Source organism: Chamaesiphon sp. OTE_8_metabat_110 (genome assembly GCF_031382685.1).
Classification (GTDB): Bacteria; Cyanobacteriota; Cyanobacteriia; order Cyanobacteriales; family Chamaesiphonaceae; genus Chamaesiphon.
Genome location: NZ_JANMZA010000019.1, coordinates 1 through 6,389, shown reverse-complemented (window position 1 = coordinate 6,389; position 6,389 = coordinate 1). Strand labels below are relative to the sequence as shown.

Sequence of the window (6,389 nt, the reverse complement as noted above, 5' to 3'; positions counted from 1 at the left end):
ATACAAAGGGAAACAGCGGATGGGTAAAGTAGTAGGCATCGACCTGGGTACCACCAATTCAGTGGTAGCTGTGATGGAAGGTGGAAAACCAGTGGTAATCGCTAATGCAGAAGGGATGCGTACCACACCCTCCGTCGTTGGATTCAGCAAAGACGGCGAACGCCTCGTTGGGCAGATGGCGCGACGGCAAACAGAACTTAACCCTCAAAATACATTTTATGGGGTCAAGCGCTTTATGGGGCGTAAATATGGCGAACTCAGCCCCAGATCGAAGCAAGTACCCTTCACGATCCGCAAGGATGAAGATGGCAATATTAAAATCAAATGTCCCAAACAAAATCGCGAGTATGCTCCCGAAGAGATTTCGGCGATGATCTTGCAAAAACTAGCCGACGAAGCTAGTAGATATCTCGGCGAACCCGTGACTGGTGCAGTAATTACCGTACCTGCTTATTTTAACGATTCTCAACGCCAAGCAACTAAAAACGCCGGAAAAATTGCCGGATTGGATGTCCTGCGGATTTTAAATGAGCCAACAGCAGCATCGCTAGCGTATGGCTTGGACAAACGCCAGAGCGAGACGATCTTAGCTTTTGACTTGGGGGGCGGGACTTTTGATGTCTCCGTGCTGGAAGTTGGCGATGGCGTGTTTCAGGTGAAGTCTACTAGCGGTGATGTCCAGTTAGGCGGGATGGATTTCGATCGCAAGATCGTCGATTGGTTGGCAGAGCAATTTCTGGCTACCGAAAATATCGATTTGCGGAAGGAACGGCAATCGCTCCAGCGGCTGACAGAAGCCGCTGAGAAGGCGAAGATCGAACTCTCTGGGGTGATGGTGACGGATATCAATCTCCCCTTCATCACGGCGACCGCCGATGGCCCCAAACATATCGAGACGCGGCTGACTCGCGCTCAATTTGAGGAGTTGTGCGCCGATCTGATCGCACGGCTGCGCGGGCCAGTCAAACGGGCGATGAATGATGCTGGCTTGACGGCTTATGACATCGATGAGGTGGTACTAGTCGGCGGCTCGACGCGGATTCCCGCAGTGCAGGAATTGGTGAGAAGTTATATCAATAAACGCCCCAATCAAAACGTCAATCCCGACGAGGTGGTCGCTGTCGGTGCCGCAATTCAAGCGGGGGTACTTTCTGGCGAAGTTAAGGATATCTTGCTGCTAGATGTCACGCCGCTGTCGCTGGGACTAGAAACGATCGGCGGGGTCATGAAAAAACTGATCCCCCGCAATACGACAATTCCCGTGCGGAAATCAGATATCTTTTCCACATCGGAAAATAATCAAACGATGGTAGAAGTCCATATCGTTCAAGGCGAGCGGGAAATGGCTGCGGATAACAAGTCCCTGGGACGATTTAAACTTACGGGCATTCCCCCCGCACCGAAAGGGATTCCGCAGGTGCAAGTGTCGCTCGATGTCGATGCAAATGGCATCCTGCAAGTGACGGCAATGGATCGTACCACCGGACGCGAACAGACAGTTACGATCCAAGGTGCGTCCTCACTTGGGGAAATGGAAGTCCAGCGGATGATCGATGAAGCGACGCAATTTGCCGCTAGCGATAAACAAAAACGCGACAAAATCGATAAACGCAACCGCGCCGAGAGCTTGTCTTATCAAGCCGAACGCCAGTTGCGCGAAGTGGCGCTGGAATTTGGGATGCAGTTTGCCAATGCTCAACGCAAGCAAATTGAAGGCTTAGTGCGCGAGATCCGCCAAGCACTCGCCGATGGGGACGAAAGATCGATCGACGAAATCAAAAGCGAATTGGACGATGCGCTGTATGATTTTAGCCGTCAGGTGAAAATGCTCACCGAAGAAGAGGATAAGGGGATTCTCGGTACCCTCAAAGAAATCTTTGTCGGCGATGATGAAGAATACAATTATCGCGATGCCTACAACCCCCGCGATGTCTATAGTCCCTACGGAACTGGTCGCGAACCGTACTACGATCGCAACAATGATTATCCCCAATCGTATCCCAGAGATCGCGGCGCACTCCCACCCCAAAACTACAATAACTCTAGAGATCCCTACCGCGATCGCGACTACAATCAGCCTAGAGATCCCTACGCTGATAATACTCGCGATCGTCCCAGAGACAGTCGCAATAATTCCAACGCCTCCCAGCAAGGCTATCGCGAAGAAGAACGCTATCCCAACCGCCGCGACGAGAATGGCAATTACAACCCTAACCGCCGCGACGACTACCCCCGTAACCCACCCGCAAACAATCCCCCCGATAATCGCTCGCGCCAACGCGATGATGACTATCGAGACGATGCACCTTCAGCACCACGCCAAGATCGTTGGGATGACGACCAAAACCCCCCTACATCCCGCCGCCAAGGAGACGCCCGCACGCCTAGATCGACCACTGGACGCGATAACACACCAGATAATCGATCTCAGCCCCCCGCACAGCGCAATTCTCGCTATGGTGACAACTCGGCACAACCCCCTGACTCCCGGCGCACCCAATCAAATAACAACCCCCCTCGCTCCCCCAATCCCAATTCTCAACCAATAGTCGATGACTGGGATGAAGAAGATGATGAATGGGGTAGATTTTAAACTTGAGGACTTGAGGGTAAATAATCAGTAGGTAGATGCGATCGTTTTATAGGACAGATTATGTCTGAAACCTAGATGGTGGGCAGTGCCCACCCTACTATGCTCTCTATCCATCTCCCATCTCCCATCTCCCATCTCTCCTAAACCCATGCAAGACATTCGCAATTATTACGAGCTATTGGGTGTGAAGCGGGATGCTTCCGCTGATGAAATCAAACAGTCATTTCGACAACTGGCGCGCAAATACCATCCCGATCTCAATCCTGGGGACAAAAGCGCTGAAGATAAGTTCAAGGATATTAGTGAAGCTTATGAGATTTTGTCCGATCGATCCAAACGATCGCAGTATGATAAATTCGCCGGGTTTTGGCGCAAAAATAGAACCAAATCTACCTCCAATAATCCGCCCAGAGATCGATCGGATGAAGATGATTTTAGCGATGATTTTAATACCTTTATCGATCGATTATTAGGGAGGAAAAAAGAAGCGAGTCCAAGTGGTTATTATAGTGATGACACAGCGCGAACTGATGCCCAAACCGCTCGCACTGCTCGCAATAACGAACGCCGGAATAGTCGCACCGGAGACTCCGAACGTCCCGAACGAAATACCTTTGCCGAAGCACCATCGCCAGTGCGTCCCAAAAATCTCGAAGCCGAACTCACGCTCCCGCTCGACAAAGCCTATCTGGGCGGACGCGAACGCATCACCATTCAAGAAGATGGTCGCTCACTGGAAGTCGAGATGCCCCCAGGGATGATCCCAGGGCAAAAAATCCGCCTGCGCGGACAAGGGATCGCTGGTGGCGATCTTTATCTCAAGATTAATGTCTCCCCCCACCAGTTTTTTAGACTCGAAGGGATTAATGTCCATTGTCAACTCCCCATTACTCCCGCCGAAGCTGTTTTGGGTGGTTTTGTCGAAGTCCCAACACTCGATGGCTTAGTCAAAATTAGCTTGCCCCAAAGTATTGCCTCCGGTCAAAAATTGCGATTAGCTGGCAAAGGATTTCCGGCTGATGATGGCAAACGCGGCGATCAGTTACTCGAAATTCAAATCGTCGTCCCCAAAAATCCCGCCCCAGCCGAACGCGATCTCTACCAGAAGCTACGCGAGATCGAATCATTTAATCCGCGTCTAGATTTACCAATAAATTAATGCTGTTAGAGCGAATTTTCGACCTAATTGGTGACTGGAATCCTCAGCTAAGAAGAGAACTAAAATCACGACTAACGCTGCCAAATCTGGCGATCGCGACCTTTGTCTCACTGCTAGCTCAAATCCTGACAGTGGTATTGCCAGCTCCACGCGTACTAGAATTTAACAACCATTATTGGTACATCTCACGATCTTGGTGGCTGCATGTCTGCGAACTACTCAATCTGGAAATTTGGCTGGCGCTAGCAATCGGCGGCATCTATTTTATTGCCAAAGATTTCGATCGGGAGATCCGCACAGGCACTCTCGATTTGGTCGATTTGTCTCCTGTAAAACCCTGGGAAATTGTGCTGGGTAAACTCCTGGGCGTGCCAGTTCTCATCTATTGGATAGTTCTGTTAGCCTTACCGCTACATACCATTGCTCTAGTGCAAATGGCTGTGCCTCATGCGTGGATTTGGAATGCGCTCGGCTTAATGCTCATCGGATTATTGGATCTGGGCGCAATTTTCGCAACCTTGACCGCTTCATTACCGCCGCTGGTTTTGAGCTTGGTCTTTTCCGCAGTTGGCTGGTCGGGTCTGGCAATGATAACTAGCTCTCAAATAAGTCAGCGCATGAGTGGCAGTTATGTTCGCCTCGGCATCTATTTCCCAGAAGAATGGCAAACAATCTTGACAGTTGCCGCTAATTTTTTAGCGATCGGTTATACATTATGCGTGTCGATCCAGTCTTGGTATCCACATATTAATTCTCGATCGCCGCGCCGATTTGCGATGCTTCCCTTCTTATTGTATTCATTTTTGGTATTTTTCTACCTCATCTTGCTAGCACTTGCACCACAAGCAATGTTAGTAATGACAGTCGGGCTATCGATTACAATTACCCTAGCTCAGTCAGCAGAGAAATCTGAATCGACTAACCCCACCATTCGATAAAGTCCAGCATGACTTGTTGGTGTACCACCCCGAGCGGACGTTCTTCACCTGCGATCGCGGAATAAGCGAATCCAGCTTCGATTTGGGCGAGACTAATCAACCCAAAATCCCAACCTTCAGTTAACACCAATTTATCTAGCTCGACAGTCAGCGGTGTATAGAATATATGTCTGATAACTCGATCGTCACTATAGCAACCAAACTTCTTGGGTTCTTTAATCTGATAGCCGATCTCTTCTAGTATCTCCCGTTCGACAGCAACTTCTGGAGTTTCCCCAGCCTCGATATGTCCGCCAAATAAACCCCACAATCCTGGATAGAGAATGGTGGGAATATTATCGCGCAATTGCATCAAAAATTTGCCCTCATAGGGTAAAATCGCGATCGCGACTTCGACAGGTGCATCACCGCTCATAGAGAAATTGCGTGTTGTTGGAGATCTGCTAAGGACACAAACTTGAGCGCCGCATCATGAGTAGCTGCCAGATCGACTGGCGGCGCAACCCCATCTGCTAATGCTTGCTGCCACCGCGATGCACACAGACACCACTTGTCACCAGGTTTTAAGCCTGGGAAATTGGCAGCAGGCACGGGCGTACTCAGATCGTTACCTTGTGCTTTAGTATACGTCAAAAATTCAGCGGTAACGCGGGCGCAAACTACATGTGTGCCCCGATCTTGAGGGCCAGTCACGCAAACGCCCGTCCGAAAAAATCCGGTCATCGGATCGGTACAGCAAGTCTGAAGTTCGGTGCCGAGGACATTTCGATCGGTGTTGGCATTCATAATTTATAATTTAACAATTGCTATATCAATTTTATCCACCACCGACGATCGTCACAATTTCTAGTCGATCGTTAGTTTTAATCACAGTCTCATCCCAAAACTGCCGATGCAAAATTTCCCCGTTGTATTCTACTGCCAGCAGTCGGGGATTGAGACCCATCTGGACTAATAATTGAGGTAAAGTCGTCTGTGGCAAACAAGTATGACCCTCACCATTAACCTGTAACTCGATCGCATTATTCATAAAGTTATTCCCTACCCTCTACCCTCTACCCTCTACCCTCTACCCTCTACCCCCTAATTGTGGCACTCGATTCAAGATCGACAGACAAGACTGGACGGCATGAGTCGGATTTTCCGCCCCCATAATTGCCCGAACGATCGCGATTCCTGGTGCGCCAGCTTGGAGGACATCATCAATATTAGTACTATCGATCCCCCCGATCGCAAACCAAGGGACAGTGGCATTTTTGACGGCATGTTGGACGTATTCTAGTCCTGCTGCTGCTTTGCCCGGTTTAGTCGGCGTTTCATATACTGGCCCAACGCCAATGTAGTCGGCACCTTCCGCGATCGCTTGCGCCATTTCAGCGGGGCTTGTTGTGGATTTGCCGACGATCTTTTGCGAACCTAATACTTGTCTCGCCAACGCGATCGACACGTCTTGCTGCCCCAAATGTACCCCGTCAGCACCCACAGCTAGCGCCAGATCCACCCGATCGTTGAGGATAAATAACGCGCCATAATTATGGCACAGTTGACACATCGCTTGGGCGATCGCCAATCGGTCGGTATCGTTGGCTTGCTTATCACGATACTGCACTAATGTCAAGCCACCCTGTAAAGCTGCCTCGACACGGGGGAGTAAATCGGGCGTGGGAGTGGTGACTAGATATAACTTGGCACTAGTCAA

General features: G+C 49.9%; 7 protein-coding genes. 3 read left to right on the top strand and 4 right to left on the bottom strand.

The window, feature by feature from the left end:
* Window positions 1–19: 19 nt before the first annotated feature.
* The 3 genes from dnaK (at window position 20) to RMO52_RS00665 (ending at window position 4,690) form a co-directional block, all read left to right on the top strand.
* Entirely contained in the window at window positions 20–2,593 is a 2,574-nt protein-coding gene (gene dnaK, locus RMO52_RS00675; RefSeq protein ID WP_310410088.1) for a molecular chaperone DnaK, read from the top strand.
* A gap of 148 nt (window positions 2,594–2,741) precedes the next feature.
* Window positions 2,742–3,752 (top strand): J domain-containing protein, encoded by a 1,011-nt coding sequence (locus RMO52_RS00670; RefSeq protein WP_310410086.1) that lies wholly within the window; start codon window positions 2,742–2,744, stop codon window positions 3,750–3,752.
* Window positions 3,752–4,690: a hypothetical protein gene (locus RMO52_RS00665; protein WP_310410084.1), complete on the top strand. Its 939-nt coding sequence runs from the start codon at window positions 3,752–3,754 to the stop codon at window positions 4,688–4,690. Before RMO52_RS00670 ends, RMO52_RS00665 begins: the two co-directional genes overlap by 1 nt.
* Here the strand turns inward: RMO52_RS00665 and RMO52_RS00660 are convergent.
* The 4 genes from RMO52_RS00660 to thiE all read right to left on the bottom strand — a co-directional run.
* The gene (locus RMO52_RS00660; protein ID WP_309741437.1) at window positions 4,671–5,105 is read right to left on the bottom strand and encodes an NUDIX hydrolase; all 435 of its coding nucleotides are present in this window, start codon (window positions 5,103–5,105) and stop codon (window positions 4,671–4,673) included. The genes RMO52_RS00665 and RMO52_RS00660 overlap by 20 nt on opposite strands.
* Window positions 5,102–5,476, bottom strand: a complete 375-nt coding sequence (locus RMO52_RS00655; protein WP_309741435.1) for a DUF2237 domain-containing protein — start codon at window positions 5,474–5,476, stop codon at window positions 5,102–5,104. The genes RMO52_RS00660 and RMO52_RS00655 overlap by 4 nt, the downstream gene beginning before the upstream one ends.
* A gap of 31 nt (window positions 5,477–5,507) precedes the next feature.
* Complete coding sequence (gene thiS, locus RMO52_RS00650) at window positions 5,508–5,720, bottom strand: sulfur carrier protein ThiS (RefSeq protein ID WP_310410081.1); 213 nt, start codon at window positions 5,718–5,720, stop codon at window positions 5,508–5,510.
* 39 nt (window positions 5,721–5,759) lie between these two features.
* The coding region (thiE, locus tag RMO52_RS00645) for a thiamine phosphate synthase (protein WP_310410079.1) at window positions 5,760–6,389 on the bottom strand (630 nt) is incomplete at its 5' end.

Coding starts and splice junctions, on each gene's coding strand:
- dnaK (WP_310410088.1), top strand. CDS start 20: ATGGGTAAAGTAGTAGGCATCGACCTGGGTACCACCAATTCAGTGGTA.
- RMO52_RS00670 (WP_310410086.1), top strand. CDS start 2,742: ATGCAAGACATTCGCAATTATTACGAGCTATTGGGTGTGAAGCGGGAT.
- RMO52_RS00665 (WP_310410084.1), top strand. CDS start 3,752: ATGCTGTTAGAGCGAATTTTCGACCTAATTGGTGACTGGAATCCTCAG.
- RMO52_RS00660 (WP_309741437.1), bottom strand. CDS start 5,105: ATGAGCGGTGATGCACCTGTCGAAGTCGCGATCGCGATTTTACCCTAT.
- RMO52_RS00655 (WP_309741435.1), bottom strand. CDS start 5,476: ATGAATGCCAACACCGATCGAAATGTCCTCGGCACCGAACTTCAGACT.
- thiS (WP_310410081.1), bottom strand. CDS start 5,720: ATGAATAATGCGATCGAGTTACAGGTTAATGGTGAGGGTCATACTTGT.